We start from the raw sequence: 14744 nt of genomic DNA on the forward strand, positions 1-14744 counted from the left end.
TCAAAAGGCCGGATCAGGCCGCTGGCTTGGTCTTTTCGCCTTTCAGCAGCTTTTCGTGACGCAGCAGCATGCCGTAGAGATCGCGAGGCTCATCTGGATCGGCAAGAAGATCCAGCTTTTCGTAGAAGCCGGTGTCCTTCAGCTTGTCACGCACATAGCGCAGGGCCGAAAAATCCTCGGTCGCAAAGCCGACGGAATCGAACAGCGTAATCTGGCGGGCATCGTTGCGTCCGGCGATCTTCCCGGTGATGACTTCCCAAAGCTCCTTGACCGGATAATCTTCCGGCAGCTGCTGGATTTCGCCTTCGATACGGGTCTGCGGTGGGTACTCGACGAAGATGTCCGAACGACGCAGAATATCGCCGTGCAGTTCCGTCTTGCCGGGGCAATCGCCGCCAACAGCATTGATGTGCACGCCAGCGCCAACCATGTTGTCGGTCAGGATCGTCGCATTGGCCTTGTCGGCGGTGACGGTGGTGATGATGTCCGCACCCTCGACAGCCTCTTCGACCGTCTTGCAGGCAACGATGTCGAAACCGGCGCCCTGCAGGTTGTGCATGCACTTGGCAGTCGCTTCCGGATCAAGATCGTAGAGACGCAGCTTGTCGACGCCAAGCAGTGCCTTGAAAGCCAGAGCCTGGAATTCGCTTTGCGCGCCATTGCCGATGATGGCCATCGTGCTGGAATTCTTCGGGGCCAGATGCTTGGCGGCTACTGCCGAAGTCGCGGCAGTGCGCAGCGCAGTCAGGATGGTCATTTCGGTCAGCAGCATCGGATAGCCGCTGCCCACATCGGCAAGAACGCCGAATGCCGTAACGGTCTGGAGACCTTCACGCGTGTTCTTCGGATGGCCGTTCACATATTTGAAGCCATAGAGCGTTCCGTCGCTCGTCGGCATCAGCTCAATCACGCCTTCCTTCGAGTGCGACGCCACACGCGGCGTCTTGTCGAAGTTTTCCCAGCGGCGGAAATCTTCTTCGACATAGTCGGCGAGTTCCTTGAGGAAGGTTTCCACGCCGACGGACAGCACCAGCTTCATCATATGATCGACGCTGACGAAGGGGACGATATTGAGGTTCGGTTGGGTCATTATTGCTCCTTGAGCGCATCCCGAAAAGTGCGAAGCGGTTTTCGGAACAAGATGCGCGTAATACAATTAGCTTGAGCATTCTGCCGCCGGATGGAACCACCCGGCGCTTCACGAATGCGGCCTCCTGAATTCAGTAATTGATGGTTGGACGGTCCATGACGCTGCGGCCCAAAAGGCTCGCCATCAGGTCGACCATCACCGTTGCGGTACGTCCGCGTTCATCGAGAAACGGGTTCAGCTCGACGAGATCGAGGCTCGTCACCAGATCGCTGTCATGCAGCATTTCCATGATGAGATGCGCTTCACGGAAGGTCGCTCCGCCCGGAACCGTGGTGCCGACAGCCGGCGCAATCGAAGGTTCAAGGAAGTCGACATCGAGGCTGACGTGCAGAAGGCCGTTTTCGTCCTTCACGCGCTTAAGGAAGCGACGCAGCAAGGCAGCAACACCATGTTCGTCGATAAGGCGCATGTCATAGACGGCAACATCGGTCTGCTTGATTGCAGCGCGTTCTGCCGGATCAACACTGCGAATACCCATCATGCAAACATTGGCGGGATCAATCGGAGCTGCCAGGGCTGGGAAATAGCCCTCAAAGCCCTTCTGGCCCGTGTAATAGGCAACAGGCGTGCCGTGCAGATTGCCGCTGCCAGTCGTTTCCAGCGTGTGGAAATCCGTATGCGCATCAAGCCACAGCACAAATTGCTTGCGGCCCTTTTCCGCCGCGCGGCGCGCGATGCCGGGAACAGTGCCTGCTGCAAGCAGATGATCGCCACCGAGGAAGATCGGAAAACCGTCTTCACTCTCACGATAAGCAGCTTCGCTGATTGCTTCGATCCAGGCAACAGCCTGCGGCAGCGCCTTGATCACAGGATTGGGATGGGCCAGCGGGCGTAGTTCGGCCGGGGCCAGATTACCGAGATCGGTAAACTCGTGACCGAGTTCGCGAATCGCATCCGCAATGCCAGCGGCGCGATAACCGTCAGGGCCCATATTGCAGCCCAGACGGCCCGTGCCTTCCTGAACAGGCAATCCCAAAATCTTGCAATGCATAAACTGCTACTCCAGAGAAATTATTGCCCTAGATTGACCATTTACGCTTGGCGATGTGAAGCAACCGGATTGGCAATTTTAACGGTTTGGTTTATCAGAATGTCGGATTGGCTTTTCAAAATGGAGAAAACATGGACGATCTGGATGAAAAGCTCATCACGCTTTTACGTCACAACGGACGGCGCAGTATTTCGGATGTGGCAATCGATCTCGGCGTTTCCCGCGCAACGGTCCGCGCCCGTATGGAACGATTGGAACAGTCCGGCGACATCATCGGCTACACGGTGATCCTGCGGTCCGATGCGGTTGATCTGCCGGTACGCGGTATCATGATGATCGAAATCGAAGGCAATGTCGCCGACCGTGTGGTCAAGGCGCTCGGCGGTTTCTCGGAAGTTTCCGCCGTTCACACCACCAATGGCCGCTTCGATCTGGTAGTGGAACTGGGTGCTGCGACGCTCACCGATTTTGATGCCGTGCTGCGCCGCATCAGGCTGGTGCCGGGCATCAAGGCCAGCGAAACCAACCTGCTGCTTGCCACACCGCGCTCGACGCGGGCGCGTCTGTAACAAAAAGCCCGGCAATTCGCCGGGCTTTTTTCGCTGTTAGGCAAGAATCGGATAATCTGTATATCCCTTGGCGCCGCCGCCATACATATGCTGCTGGTCCAGCTCATTGAGCGGAGCATTATCCTTCAAGCGACGCACAAGATCAGGGTTCGAGATGAACGGCTTGCCAAAGGCCACGACGTCAGCGCGACCGCTTTCGATCTCTTCTTCCGCCAGTTCACGATCATAGCCATTATTGACCATCCAGGCAGCTTCACCGCCAGCATCGCGATAGACCTGCTTCAGGCGCGCATAGTCAAAAGGTAGCGGGCCCTGCTGGAAGTCGCGCGGACCACCGGTCGCACCTTCAATGATATGAACATATGCAAGACCGTAAGCGGCGAGCTTGTCGAGCACATAGTCGAACAGCGGCTGCGGATCGGAATCCGAGGCGTCATTGGCGGGCGTCACTGGCGAAAGACGAATGCCGACCTTGCCCGGCGCAACCGACTTGGTGATCGCATCCACCACTTCAAACAGGAAGCGGGCGCGGTTTTCGATAGAGCCGCCATATTCATCGGTACGATGGTTGCTGTCCGAACGCAGGAACTGATCGATCAGATAGCCGTTTGCCGCATGAATTTCGACGCCGTCGAAACCAGCCACTTCAACGGCATCCTTGGCAGCCTTGGCATAGGTCGCAATGATTTCCGGAAGCTCGCTCTTTTCAAGCGCACGCGGTTCGGAGGTTGGCGCAAATTCGCCGGTGCCATCCGGATGCACAAGATAGGTCTTTGATTTGGCGATGATGGCCGAAGGCGCAACCGGCTTGCCGCCATTTGGCTGCAACGTGTTGTGTGAAATACGCCCCACATGCCACATCTGCACGACGATCTTGCCGCCTGCGCTGTGCACTGCGTCGGTCACGCGCTTCCAGCCTGCCAACTGTTCGGCGGAATAAAGGCCCGGCACATCGGCATAACCCTGTCCCTGATGGCTGATCGGCGTTGCCTCGGTGATGATGAGGCCCGCACTGGCGCGCTGTTCATAATAGGTGACGTTGAGATCATTCGGCACGGCGCGCGGTGAGCGATTACGCGTCAGCGGTGCCATAACAATACGATTGGCAAGCTTCAGATCGCCGATTGTAACTGGATCGAACAATGTGGCCATGGATACATTCCTTCAAATGGGAAAGATTGGGCAAATGGGAAAGATTGGACTGGTGAATTAAAGATCGGATACAGCTTTGATGAAGGCGGCTATCGCCTCTTCATCACGCTTGTAGAACGTCCATTGGCCAACGCGGTGGGGCATGATCAGCCCCGCCTTTGTTAGCACGGACAAATGAGCAGAAACGGACGACTGGGAGAGGCCGCACCGTTCGAACTGGCCCGCGCACACGCCCATCTCCAGAGGCATGTGCTGATCGGAGAAATGGTTCTCCGGTTCCTTGAGCCAGCTCAAAATGTCGAGACGCACCGGATTGGCGAGCGCCTTGAGTATCTCGTCCAAGGGTATAGATTGAACATCCGACATCGCAGTCACCTCGCTGATCCTTTGATACGTATCGTCATTTCCCGATATAAGTATTGAGTAAATCCGATTTATAAAGAGGCCGTTCGTTCACATCGCCGTGAACAGGAAACCGACGCCTTTCCTGTGGAACGTCGTTACTGCCTTGATTGCGCCGAACCCACATCCGACTATGTTGCCGTAAAGATTTGAGATTGGAATGAATATGGCCAACGATATTAAGCGCATTGCTGGGATTATAGCGGCGGAGATCAATGCAAAGCCCGAACAGGCAATCGCCGCCATTGGCTTGCTGGACGAAGGCGCGACCGTGCCTTTCGTCGCCCGTTACCGCAAGGAAGTCACCGGCGGCCTTGATGATACGCAGCTGCGCCAGCTTTCAGAGCGCCTCGCTTACTTGCGCGAACTTGAGGCGCGGCGCTCGTCCATTCTGGAATCGATCCGCGGACAGGAAAAGCTCACACCAGAACTCGAACTAAAAATAGCTGGCGCTCAGACCAAGGCCGAGCTTGAAGACCTCTATCTGCCCTATAAGCCCAAGCGTCGCACCAAAGCGGAAATCGCCCGCGAACGCGGTCTTGGACCGCTTGCCGAAGCCATTCTGACCGACCGCAGGCTGGTCCCCACCGAGATTGCTGCGCAATATGTCACCGGTGAAGTTGCCGATGTGAAGGCAGCACTGGATGGTGCGCGCGACATCATCGCCGAAGGCTTTGCGGAAAATGCCGAACTGATCGGCAATTTGCGCAACTATCTCAAGGAACGCGCTGTTCTGCGCTCACATGTGGTCGATGGCAAACAGGATGCAGGCGCAAAATTCTCGGATTATTTCGACCATTTCGAGCGCTGGGCAAATGTTGCAGGCCACCGGGCTCTGGCCATGCTGCGCGGACGCAACGAGGATTTCCTGTCGCTCGACATTGAAATCGACGCCGACGACACCTCGCCGGTAAAGCCGGTCGAACGCAAAATTGCAGCCGCCTATAATATCGGCGCAACCCTGCCCGGCGACCGCTGGCTGATGGAAGTTGCAGGCTGGGCTTGGCGCGTCAAACTCTCGCTCTCCCTGTCGCTTGACCTGATGCGCGACCTGCGTGAACGCGCCGAGGAAGAAGCCATCAACGTCTTCGCCCGCAACCTCAAAGACCTGCTGTTGGCCGCGCCTGCCGGTTCGCGGGCCACCATGGGCCTTGATCCGGGCATCCGCACCGGCGTTAAGGTCGCAATCGTCGATGGCACTGGCAAACTGCTCGACACAACGACGGTCTATCCGTTTCCGCCAAAGAACGATGTGCGTGGTACCCAGGCCGAGCTCGCAAGCCTGATCCGCAAACACAAGATCGAACTGATTGCCATCGGCAACGGCACAGGCAGCCGCGAAACCGAACGGCTTGTCGTTGATATGCTCACCGACATGCCAGCGCCAAAGCCGCTCAAAGTCATCGTGTCGGAAGCAGGTGCATCGGTCTATTCGGCGTCAGAAGCCGCCGCGGCCGAATTCCCGCAGCTCGACGTATCGCTGCGCGGTGCCGTTTCCATCGCCCGCCGCCTGCAGGATCCTCTGGCAGAGCTCGTCAAGATCGAGCCGAAATCCATCGGCGTCGGCCAGTATCAGCATGATGTCGATCAGTCCCGTCTGGCGCGTTCGCTCGACGCAGTGGTCGAAGATGCAGTGAACGCTGTCGGCGTTGATCTCAACACGGCATCCGCCTCACTGCTGGCGCGTGTGTCCGGTCTCGGAAAGTCTCTCGCCGAAGCAATTGTTGCGCATCGCGATGACGCCGGTGCCTTCAAGAACCGCAAGGAACTTCTGAAAGTCGCCCGCCTAGGCAACCGCGCTTTTGAACAATGCGCAGGCTTCCTGCGTATCGCCAACGGCACCGAGCCGCTTGATGCGTCCTCCGTTCACCCGGAAGCCTATGGCGTTGCCAAAAAGATCGTTTCCGCCTGCGGCCGCGATGTGCGCAGCCTCATGGGTGATAGCGCAGCACTTAAAAGCCTCGATCCGCGTGTCTTTGTCGATGAGCGTTTCGGCCTGCCAACCGTGCGCGACATTATCGCCGAGCTCGACAAGCCGGGCCGCGATCCCCGCCCTGAATTCAAGACCGCGACCTTTGCCGATGGCATCGATGACATCAAGGACCTGAAACCCGGCATGATGCTTGAAGGCACCGTCACAAACGTTGCTGCCTTTGGTGCCTTTGTCGATATCGGTGTGCATCAGGACGGACTTGTCCATGTTTCGCAGCTCGCCGACCGCTTCGTCAAAGACCCGCATGAAGTGGTCAAGGCTGGCGATGTGGTGAAGGTACGCGTGACGGAAGTGGATGTGCCACGCAAGCGCATCGGCCTGACGATGAGAAAGGACGGCGGTGAAGCCCCTGCCCCGCGTGGTCCTGCAAACCGCGACCAGCGGCCTGCCAAAAACTTCACCCCACAGCGCAAACAGGAACAACCATCAACCGGCGGTTTCGGTGCAGCACTTTTGGAAGCGATGAAGAAGAAATAAGCTAAATCTTGTTGCCGATTGGAAAGCCGGTTGAGACTTTTCTCACCGGCATTTCATCGGTGGGAATGATCCAGCCACCGCGAATAGCGATGCGAACCTCATCGCCTTCTTCCAGTCTTACCGGATCGCACACTTCAAAATGCAGGTGAATATCGGGCTTGCTGAGCGGATGTGCCTCGATGCGCGAACCGCCACCGCGATAGACCGAACGCTTGACCCGCACGGGAATACCGCCGGTTTCGGTCAATGTCAGATCTTCTGCACGAACGCAGAGCTGTGCATTGGCACGCGGCATTTCAATGCCAGAACAACGCACCTGCGCCCGGCTTCCCAGCACCAGCGCCTCGCACTGTCCCGCTTGCGCAAAGGACACGACCTCCGCAGGCAGAACCATGCCGTGCGCGATGAAGGACGCGACCATTTCGCTAGCCGGTTCTTCGTAAAGCTTGCGCGGCGTATCGAACTGCTGAAGCTTGCCATGGTCGAGAACCGCAATCCGGTCGGCAAGCGCCATGGCCTCAGCCTGGTCATGCGTGATGTAGATAATCGTCGTACCGGTACGCTTGTGGAAAGCCGCAAACTCGTTTTCCATCGAAGCACGCAAATGCACGTCGAGATTGGCGAGTGGCTCGTCAAACAATACCAGCGAAGGCGCAGCCACCAGACAACGGGCCAATGCCACGCGCTGCCGCTGACCACCCGAAAGATTGGCCGGGCGGCGATCACCGAAACCGTCGAGATCGACCAGCGCGAGCGCTTGCTTCACACGAGCCTCGCGCTCGGCTTTGGCAACTTTGGCCACCCGCAGACTATAGCCGACATTCTCTTCGACCGTCATATGCGGCCAGAGCGCATAGTTCTGGAAGACGATACCGACCTGCCGCTTCTCCGGCGGCACGTTCCCGTCAACATGGGAAACGCGGCTGTCACCAATGTGGATTTCGCCGCCATCGACGTCTTCAAAACCTGCAATCATCCGCAGAAGTGTGGTCTTGCCGCAGCCGGATGGTCCGAGAATAGCAACAAACTCGCCGTCCTTCACATCGAGCGACACTTCAGACAGGGCCTGAAACTCGTTGAAAGCCTTGGAAACAGAAGCGATTTTCAGTCGCGCCATGGCAGCACTCCGTTTGGAAGACGCCGCGCAAACAGATTTGTTGCAAGCATCAGCATGAATGTCACCGCAACGGCCAGAATGGATATGGCAGCCGCATAGGCGGAATCGCCCGCCTGTTCGAAAGAAAACATCACCACGCCCAGCGTTTCCGATCCCGACGCCCAAAGAAGCGCTGAAACCATCAGCTCACAGAAGGCGGTCATGAAAATGAGCACGCCGCCTGCAAGCGTCGCCGGGGCGACCAGAGGGAATATAATGGTCCGCAGCCGATAGAAAAGCCCCGCCCCCGCAACGCGCGCTGCTTCTTCCAAAGCACGGTCGATCTGGTGCAGCCCGGCAACCGTTGGCCGCAGCGCCAGCACGAAGAAGCGCGCAAGATAGGCAAACAGTATGATCCAAAGCGTGTTGTAGAGGCTAACACCAACCACTGGCAGCGGCTTTAAGAACATCAGCAGACAGGCAATCGCGAGAACTACGCCCGGTAACGCATAGGGCATCTCGGCTGCGAAATTGAGGATCGGCGTCCAGCGCCGTTTACGCCATGCCAGCATATAGGCAAGCGGAACTGCTATCAGCACCGCAAAGAATGCTGCCGCCAACGACAGAACCGCACTGTTGCGGAAAGCGCGCGCAGCACCAGCATGTTCAAGCAGCACGAAACGGAAATTCTCGGCTGTTGCCGTCGCAAATGTCAGCGGCACACCATAGGCCGGAACCAGAGCGGACAACGTAAGACCGATCAACGGCAGAAACAGCACGATAACAATCAGGAGCCATGCCGCGGCTTCCACCAACACGCGCCAGCGGCCAAGCGCGAAGGGTGCAGCAGGCAGCGACGTCGAAACAATGCGAAAATCGCGGCGGCGCGAGGCATATTCCTGCGCGGCGATGCCTGCCATTGCAATCAGCCCGATCAGAACCGACAGCACGGCGACGCTGGACAGCACAGCTGGGCCGCCGCCCGCAAGACGCTGATAAATCAGCGTCGGCAGAACCAGATAATTGGACGGAATTCCCAAGAAGGCTGGGATGCCGAAATTGCCGACGCAGGAGACGAAGGCCAGAGCGGCTGCGCCGATGATCGACGGCGTCATCAGCGGCAGGATGATGGTGCGCAGAACTGTCCATTTGCTGGCACCGGCACTCAGACCCGCTTCCACCAGTTCGCGTGGGAGTTTGCGCAGGCCTGCCCGCACGATCAGAAAGACCAGCGGTCCATATTGCACGCCAAGCAGAAAAATAATGCCCCAGACAGAATAGAGCGGATTGCGGCTGCCAAGCGGCGGCGCCATGCCGATGATCTTGAGGAACTGGCTGGAAGGCCCGAATAGCTGGAGCCACGCCAGCGCTGTTACCTGCGGGGCAATCAGCAGCGGGGTGACGTAGAAAAGCACAAAGACATTGCGCCCGCGCATGTCGGTGAGACCGACGAGCAGCGCCGCAACAATGCCAAACGCCAGCGCCAGCAGCGTGCCGCCAATGCCGATCTGCAGCGAATGCCATGTCGCTACCCAGGTCGATTGACTGCCAAGCGTTTCCACCAGCGCCGAGGTCGAAAACTGCCCCTGCGGCGCGACCAGTTCGACCAGCAGCCTGCCCATTGGCAGAAGCGACAGCACTGCAACAATAAGCGTTACACCAATAATCAGGGCCGCATCACGGCCCTGAAGATCTCGGAACATGCGCATTAAAATGCCTTATCCGCCGAACAGCTCGGAAAACTGCTTCTTGTCGGCATCAGTCTGATCGAGAACCTTCTGGGTGTCGATAGACATGATATTGATCTTGGTGCCTTCCGGCAGCCATGCCGGGCGACCAACGCCTTCCTTGGCAGGCAGATAGCCCTGCTCCAATGCCAGCTTCTGGCCATCATCCGACAGGATGAAATCGACGAACTTCTTGGCACCGTTGACGTTCTTGGCGGTTGCCATGATCGCAACCGGTTCGGTCACGGCAGGCACACCTTCCGACGGGAAGACGAACTCGATCGGCGAACCCTTGGCCTTGGCATTGAGCGCCATGAAGTCAACCAGAATGCCATATGGCTTTTCGCCGCTCGCAACCGACTTCAGCACGGCGCCATTGCCTTTAACGCTTGCCAGCTCATTGGCCTTGAGGTTCTTGAAGTAATCCCAGCCAATATCCTTATTGAGTGCAAAGCCGCTCAGGAGATAGGCAGCAGCGCCCGAATAAAGCGGGCTTGGCATGACCACCTGGCCTTTGTAATCGGCCTTGGCGAGATCGGCCCAATGTTCCGGCTTCTGTGCGGCACCCGTGTTGTAGGCGATGCCAGTGGTGATCAGTTTGGAGCCGAAATAGGTCTTGTCGGCGTCATAGCTATCCGCAGCAAAACCATCAACCTTGGCTTCCGGATAGCTAAGCAGGCGCTTGTCCTTCTTGAGACCTTCCATCGTCACCGCATCAGCGATCAGCAGAACGTCAGGCTGCGGCGCGCCAGCCGAAAACTCGGCGGCAAGCTTGGTGAGGAGTTCGCTCGTGCCAGAGCGGAAAATCTGCACATCGGTGTCCGGATTGGCCTTGCGGAAAGCTTCAACCGTCTTTGTCGCATCCGCTTCCGGCTGTGACGTATAGAGCGTCAGCGTATCAGCCTGTGCCACGGCAATGGAAAGAGCAAGAAGCGCAGGTACGACAGCAGCCCGCTTCAGCATCTTGTTCATGGGATTCGCTCCTCGAATTTCTGTATAATGTTCGCCAGCATGACCAGCGATGCCGGTACAATCCTGACGCGTGCGAAGTGATAGCGCGCAGATACTGCCATGGCGATAGGCACGATCATTTCCATTCATGGTGCACCTGTCAAACATCCTGCAACGTGAACCCGGAAAAGCAAAAGCCTCCCGGCGGAATCATAACCATCGGAAGGCTTGTAAGACATTGAATGTTTTGCCGAACAGCCATCCGTATCTCCAAGTATGGAGAAGATGCGGATGGCATTAGAGGAATTGCAATGCGGTTTTATGACAACCGCAAACGCATTCCCGGTAAAAAGATCAACAGATCAGATAACAATCTCGGCGACATGTGCAACCTGCGCACCCGCCTCGTAATAGGCTTCACGCAGACCGCGGAAATTCTGTTCCTTCGGATCGCTGACCGGCAGCGGCAGATCGTCTTCGTTAATCTCGCCTGAAACAAGCTGCGAAAGCAGTTTTCCGAAGACTGTGCCCGGCGCGATGCCACGGCCGTTGTAACCGGAGAATCCAACCACATTGCGCGCGAGGCGATGGAATTTCGGCAGGCTGTCATTGGTCATGCCGATCTTGCCATACCATTCGGCTTCGAACTCGACCTCGCCAATCTGCGGAAAAAGACGCTTCAACGATTTCTTCGCCCATGCCTTATGCACGGCAGCGCCGGTATTGCGCAGTGCGCCAACGCTTCCGAAGACAAGGCGGCCCTGTTGGTCGAAACGGAAGGATGAAAGGACTTCCTTCGTATCCCACACACCCTGACGTTCCGGCAGAATGCTCTTTTTCAGATTATCCGACAGTGGCCTTGTAGCCATGTTGAAATATGGCAGATGAACCAGCTCGGCGCGCACTTCCGGCCATGGCGCATTGGTGTAGGCATTCGTCGCCACAACCACCCAGTTGGCCGTCACGGAACCCTTGGCAGTCTTGACCACCCATTTGCCGTTCTTTTCTTCGGCACCGATCACCGGGCTTCCGGTAAATACTGTCGCGCCAGCGGTAATGGCGGCATGGGCAAGCCCGCGCACATAAGCGAGCGGCTGGATCGTACCGGCGCGCAGATCGAGCAGCGATCCAGCATAGGCCTTGGTTCCAACCTTGGCTTCGGTTTCTTTGGCGTCGAGCAGCTTCACATTGGCGCCGCGGCGCGCCCACTGCTCATGGCGGTCTTCAAGTTCCTTCAGGCCCTTCTTGCCAACAGCGCAATGAAGCGTGCCCTGCTTCTCGACTTCACAGGCGATCTTGTGCTTCTCAACGATTTCGAAGACGAGCTTCGGCGCATTGCCGAGGACATCGAGCAACCGGTCACCATATTTCTGGCCAAGCACGCCGGGCAGATCATCCGGCATGACCCACATGCCCGCATTGACCAGACCCACATTGCGGCCCGAACCGCCATAGCCGATCTCGATACCTTCGAGAACGATGGCTCGCGTGCCTTTTTCGGCCAGATGCAGAGCGGTCGAAAGACCGGTGAAACCGCCACCCACAATCACGACATCCGCAGTCAGATCACCTTGCAGCGCATTCGTCTCGGGGGCGGCAGGGGCGGTCTTTTCCCAAAGACCATGGGAGCGCGGATCGTTCAGCATTGAGAGCAACCATTTTAAATAGTGGAATACGGGCACCCTGCCCGACTGTTTCTATTTCACGCCGCGAAAGCCGGTTGGACAGCGTTATTTGCGCAACAATTCATTCCGGTTTGGAATGAACCAACGGCGAATAATCCGTATTCCCTACCTGCCCGGCGATCCACTGACAAAACACCTGCGTCAGCGGATTTTCCAGCTTTCCTTCCGGCACGACGAGATAATATTCATTCTCGGTTCGCATCGGCTTCTCGAAAAGCATGACCAGCTCACCGCTGAGCAATTCCTGTTCAATCAGATAAAGCGGCAGGAGCGCGAAACCCAGACCGGCCAACGCCGCGCCAATGACCATCGAGAACTGATCGAAGCGATGCCCCCGATAGGCCGACCGCCCCTCGACACCGCAGCTTTCAAACCATTGCGCCCACATTTTGGGCCGCGTCGCAAGATGCAGCAAGGGCTCATTCTCAAGCTCTTCCGGGGCCGACGGATGACGCGCTTTCAACAGGGCCGGGCTGGCAACCGGCACGATGACCTCGCTGCACAGGAAAGTGCAGGTGGCATGTGCCCAGACCGGCTGTCCATAATGGATAGCCAGATCGAACGGCTGTTCCTCGAAGTCGAAGACACCGGAGCGCGACGCGACATTGATGGCAATGCCGGGATGCTTTTCGATGAAATCGGAAATGCGCGGCATCAGCCAGCGCGTGCCGAATGTCGGCAATGTAGCCACACTGAAAGAAGACGTTGATTGCGCCGAAGCCATGGCGCGCAACATCGTGTCCTCCGTCTGGTTCAGAAGACGCCGCACTTCCGGCAAAAATTTCCTGCCTGCGTCGGAAAGCAGAATGCGCTGGCGGATGCGTTCGAACAACAGAACACCGAGCTGGCTTTCAAGATCCTTGATCTGACGGCTGACAGCGCTCTGGGTGAGATTGAGCTCATGCGCAGCCTGCGTGAAACTGCCGTGACGGGCGGCACACTCGAATGCCTGCAGCGTGGCGATGTCCGGGATCAGTCTTCTGCTCAGCTTCATTCCATTCTCGCATTAACATAGTTGCTTTCGTCGCAAGCATAACCGCAAAACGGTCTATATGATACATTTTCATCATAATCCATGCATGTTCCTCCCAAACAAGACATGCACCACCCGAAGATGCCCCACTCGACGGAAATTTTCGCCATGAAAGACCAGAAATTCGTTTCACCGGACGCCATTCGCTCGGCTTTTTCGGCAGCAATGTCCGCCATGTACAAGCAGGAAGTACCTGCTTATGGCACATTGATGGGACTCGTTGCCGATGTGAACGCCAAGGTGCTTGCTGATGACAGTCACCTGCATGAACGTCTGACGGAAACAGATTCGCTTGAACGCATCTCTGAAGAACGTCACGGCGCGATCCGCCTCGGCACAGCTGCTGAACTTTCCATGATGCGCCGTGTTTTCGCGGTCATGGGCATGTTCCCGGTCGGCTATTACGACCTCAGCGCCGCAGGCGTTCCAGTTCATTCGACCGCCTTCCGCCCGGTTGACGATGCGGCACTGAAGCACAATCCGTTCCGTGTCTTCACCTCGCTTCTGCGCCTCGACCTCATCGCCGATGAAAAGCTGCGCGCTGAATCGGAAGAAGTCCTGTTGAAGCGCAACATCTTCACTGCCGGAGCCATCGCTTTTGTCGAAAAGGCTGAAGCCGAAGGCGGCCTCAACGACGACGACGCGAAAGCCTTTGTTGCTGAAGTACTGGAAACCTTCCGCTGGCACGATCATGCCAATGTCAGCGCCGAGCTTTACCATCGCCTGCATGACGCGCATCGCTTGATCGCCGATGTCGTGTCGTTCAAGGGCCCACATATCAACCATCTGACGCCGCGCACGCTCGACATCGACGCCGTGCAGGTTCAGATGCCGGATCGCGGTATTAACCCGAAAGCCGTCGTTGAAGGTCCTCCGACCCGCAAGTGCCCGATCCTTCTGCGCCAGACCTCGTTCAAGGCGCTGGAAGAAGAAGTATCCTTCGTCAATGCAGACGGCACCTGGACGCCGGGCTCGCACACTGCCCGTTTCGGTGAAATCGAACAGCGCGGCGTAGCGCTCACGCCGAAGGGCCGCGCGCTTTACGACAAGCTGCTCAACGACACCCGCGCCGTTGCCCGCCCTGCCCCAGACGGCTCGAATGCAGCTGAATATGTGAAGGCGCTGAGCGACACTTTTGCCGCTTTCCCGGACACATGGGCTGGCGTGCGTGAAGAAGGCCTCGGCTACTTCGCTTATTCGGTCAAGGACGCTGCAAAGCTTGAAGCTTACAAGCCGGGCACCGATATTGAGGTTCTGATTGAAGCTGGCGCGGTTCAGTTCGACCCGATCATCTATGAAGACTTCCTGCCGGTGAGTGCTGCCGGTATATTCCAGTCCAATCTGGGCGACGACGAAACACAGGAATTTGTTGAAAGCCCGAACCAGAAGCGTTTCGAGGATGATCTGGGTGCGAAAGTGCTTAATGAGTTCGAGCACTATGCCCGCATCGAACGCGAATCCATCGAAGCCGTTCAGGCAGGTCTAAAGGGCCTCGAAGCGGCAGAATAAACGCATAGC

Annotated in this window: 12 protein-coding genes; 3 read left to right on the plus strand and 9 right to left on the minus strand. The window is 57.3% G+C overall.

Translation table 11 applies throughout. The annotated features are described in order from the left end of the window. Nucleotides 1–13: 13 nt before the first annotated feature. On the minus strand, nucleotides 14–1090 hold the full coding sequence (locus LJ361_RS18910) for an ornithine cyclodeaminase (RefSeq protein ID WP_264812090.1): 1077 nt from the start codon (nucleotides 1088–1090) through the stop codon (nucleotides 14–16). Between the two features lie 130 nt (nucleotides 1091–1220). Next, nucleotides 1221–2141, minus strand: coding sequence for an arginase (gene rocF, locus LJ361_RS18915; protein ID WP_010659539.1), 921 nt, complete (start codon nucleotides 2139–2141; stop codon nucleotides 1221–1223). A 131-nt stretch (nucleotides 2142–2272) separates the two neighbouring features. On the opposite strand from rocF, the gene LJ361_RS18920 reads away from it, so the two are divergent. After that, nucleotides 2273–2710 (plus strand): Lrp/AsnC family transcriptional regulator, encoded by a 438-nt coding sequence (locus LJ361_RS18920; protein WP_010659538.1) that lies wholly within the window; start codon nucleotides 2273–2275, stop codon nucleotides 2708–2710. 36 nt (nucleotides 2711–2746) lie between these two features. Here LJ361_RS18920 and LJ361_RS18925 read toward each other — a convergent pair whose 3' ends face one another. Both LJ361_RS18925 and LJ361_RS18930 read right to left on the minus strand, forming a co-directional pair. Beyond that, nucleotides 2747–3862, minus strand: a complete 1116-nt coding sequence (locus LJ361_RS18925) for an alkene reductase (RefSeq protein WP_010659537.1) — start codon at nucleotides 3860–3862, stop codon at nucleotides 2747–2749. Between the two features lie 57 nt (nucleotides 3863–3919). Further along, nucleotides 3920–4228, minus strand: a complete 309-nt coding sequence (locus LJ361_RS18930; protein WP_012091525.1) for an ArsR/SmtB family transcription factor — start codon at nucleotides 4226–4228, stop codon at nucleotides 3920–3922. A 202-nt stretch (nucleotides 4229–4430) separates the two neighbouring features. Here LJ361_RS18930 and LJ361_RS18935 point away from each other — a divergent pair, with 202 nt between their 5' ends. Next, nucleotides 4431–6734 (plus strand): Tex family protein, encoded by a 2304-nt coding sequence (locus LJ361_RS18935; protein WP_010659535.1) that lies wholly within the window; start codon nucleotides 4431–4433, stop codon nucleotides 6732–6734. A gap of 1 nt (nucleotide 6735) precedes the next feature. Here the strand turns inward: LJ361_RS18935 and LJ361_RS18940 are convergent, their stop codons facing one another. The 5 genes from LJ361_RS18940 to LJ361_RS18960 all read right to left on the minus strand — a co-directional run bounded on the left by LJ361_RS18940 (nucleotide 6736) and on the right by LJ361_RS18960 (nucleotide 13187). Beyond that, the gene (locus LJ361_RS18940) at nucleotides 6736–7851 is read right to left on the minus strand and encodes an ABC transporter ATP-binding protein (protein WP_010659534.1); all 1116 of its coding nucleotides are present in this window, start codon (nucleotides 7849–7851) and stop codon (nucleotides 6736–6738) included. Then, entirely contained in the window at nucleotides 7839–9539 is a 1701-nt protein-coding gene (locus LJ361_RS18945) for an ABC transporter permease (protein ID WP_264812091.1), read from the minus strand. Before LJ361_RS18945 ends, LJ361_RS18940 begins: the two co-directional genes overlap by 13 nt. 9 nt (nucleotides 9540–9548) lie before the next feature. Beyond that, nucleotides 9549–10529 (minus strand): ABC transporter substrate-binding protein, encoded by a 981-nt coding sequence (locus LJ361_RS18950; protein WP_029376048.1) that lies wholly within the window; start codon nucleotides 10527–10529, stop codon nucleotides 9549–9551. 341 nt (nucleotides 10530–10870) lie between these two features. Next, nucleotides 10871–12154, minus strand: a complete 1284-nt coding sequence (locus LJ361_RS18955) for an NAD(P)/FAD-dependent oxidoreductase (RefSeq protein WP_010659531.1) — start codon at nucleotides 12152–12154, stop codon at nucleotides 10871–10873. Nucleotides 12155–12254: 100 nt separating this feature from the next. Beyond that, complete coding sequence (locus tag LJ361_RS18960; RefSeq protein WP_010659530.1) at nucleotides 12255–13187, minus strand: LysR family transcriptional regulator; 933 nt, start codon at nucleotides 13185–13187, stop codon at nucleotides 12255–12257. 147 nt (nucleotides 13188–13334) lie between these two features. Between LJ361_RS18960 and LJ361_RS18965 the strand changes: the two genes are divergently transcribed. Continuing rightward, nucleotides 13335–14735 carry a VOC family protein gene (locus LJ361_RS18965; RefSeq protein WP_010659529.1) on the plus strand — a complete coding sequence of 467 codons (1401 nt, stop codon included), beginning with the start codon at nucleotides 13335–13337 and terminating at the stop codon, nucleotides 14733–14735. Nucleotides 14736–14744 lie beyond the last annotated feature (9 nt).

The sequence above is a fragment of the Brucella sp. JSBI001 genome (genome assembly GCF_026014005.1).
GTDB lineage: Bacteria > Pseudomonadota > Alphaproteobacteria > Rhizobiales > Rhizobiaceae > Brucella > Brucella anthropi.